Origin of the sequence: Bradyrhizobium sp. 87 (assembly GCF_023073015.1) — a bacterium.
Lineage (GTDB): Bacteria > Pseudomonadota > Alphaproteobacteria > Rhizobiales > Xanthobacteraceae > Bradyrhizobium > Bradyrhizobium canariense_D.
Map to the genome: position 1 here is coordinate 1 of NZ_JADPIQ010000049.1, position 1,732 is coordinate 1,732.

General features: G+C 62.2%; 1 protein-coding gene. It reads right to left on the minus strand.

Annotation, left to right across the window (positions count from 1 at the left end):
- Window positions 1–505: 505 nt before the first annotated feature.
- Window positions 506–1,732 (minus strand): IS110 family transposase (locus IVB50_RS13675; RefSeq protein ID WP_346771300.1); only part of this gene is annotated, 1,227 nt, incomplete at its 5' end.

A 1,732-nucleotide genomic window follows, 5' to 3' on the forward strand; every position in this document is an offset into this window, starting at 1 on the left:
CCTTGTATGGGGCTTTTTTTGTCAAGGAGGCGTTTCAAGAGGCGACAGGTCGCGCATCTTTTCCTTCGTCAGTTTCTTTGTTCGATCTGAAAGCCGTTTCTTCGTCCCGACCCGCACTTCGCCTGCGCTGGCGTGCGCAGAAGCTGTCAAGGTTGGCCGTCGCACGAATCATACCACAGGCTCCGCCGTTGCCAGGCCACACCTTGACAGCTTCGAGCACGACGGCACGGTTGGTGCGATCGGGATAACGATCGGAGGGGAGCTCGCTTGCGGGCGCGATCAATCGCGCCACAACCTTGTATTCGGTGGGTCCAAGGACCCGAACCATGATGCAGTCATACGCATCGGCAGCGAAGCTCCGAAGGGCGGACCCATTCTCCCTTTCGGCATTGAAAGCCAAGGAAACACGTCGGGACCCCGCCACCTCGAACCGTCATCGGCGACACCGTCACAAGCGGACAGACAGGGCCGAAACTGTTGGGTGTCGTTCAGTGACCTCCGTTGATTATGCCGGCCGCAGAACGACGCCGTCCGGCACTACTCCCTCCCGCACGAGACGCCACAGGGCGATCAGGAGCTTGCGCGCCAAGGCCACGATCATGGTCTTGCGCGTCCCGCGGGCATTCTCGGTGCGGGCTCGAAACCACTGCGCCAAGGTGCTGTCCTTCTGGAACATGAGAAATCGCCACGCCAATTGGATCATGCCTCGTCGAACCCGAGCGTTGCCGGAACGGGTCAGCCCTTTCTCCCGGCGTTTTCTGCCGCTCTCGTCGGGCGAGCCCGTGAGGCCGGCATAACGCGCTACGGCCCGTCGGTCGCGCATGCTTCGCGACAGTACCTCCTGCACCAGCATGTCGGCCGTCTCAACACCAACCCCGATCACGCGCGCCAGCAGGTGCACCATTGCATGTGGTCCATCATTGGGCGCTTGCTTGAGACGCTCCAGGCGAGCGTCCTCGATCTGCCGTATCTGATCGCTGACGAGCCGCCGGCGCGCCATGTCGCGACGCAGCTCAGCCAGGGTGTTGGGCGGGATCGGCTCGCCCTCGGGGGAGCGCAAGCCGTCAAGGCGTTCGGCAGCTTTCTTCAGCTTGGGATTGAAGCCGCGGATGCCGAGCCGGATCAACGCTGCTTTCATTCGGTTGACGATCCGACTTTGTTCTCCGACGAGGCTCTCGTGTTCGCGGTTGGGCCGCTTGGCATCTTCGTCCTGGATTGTCGGGATCGCCACCATCTTGCAGTGATCACGCTCGCCGCGCAGCCAGCCGAGAAAAGAGCGTTTGAGCAGCTCGGTGTCGAGCCGATCGGTCTTGGCGCGCCGGTGCTCGCGCGACACCGCCACACTCGATGCGTGAATGACGTGAGCCTCAATGTCGCGTGCCCTGAGCCAGCGCGCCAGCCAGAAGCCGTCACGGCCGGCCTCGAAAACGACGGCGATGCGTTTGATCCGATGCCCGGCCTTCGTTGCTTCCTCTCGCCATCGATGCAGCAACTTCAGCAATGCGCTCTCGTCGACCGCGAGCTTCTTCAATGGCTGGCGCTCGACGCCAGGCACGATGCCGGCGACGAGCCAGCTCAACAGGCTCAGTTCGATAACTGCGATCAGCGTGCCATTCGGGTCGAGGGGGCTCGAGGATCGGCTCAGATCGTTCAACTTCTGCATGGGGCGCTCCATCGGTTCATCAGCAACAATGGATGCAATATCCTCGTCGCCGCCCCATAGCATCTCCCT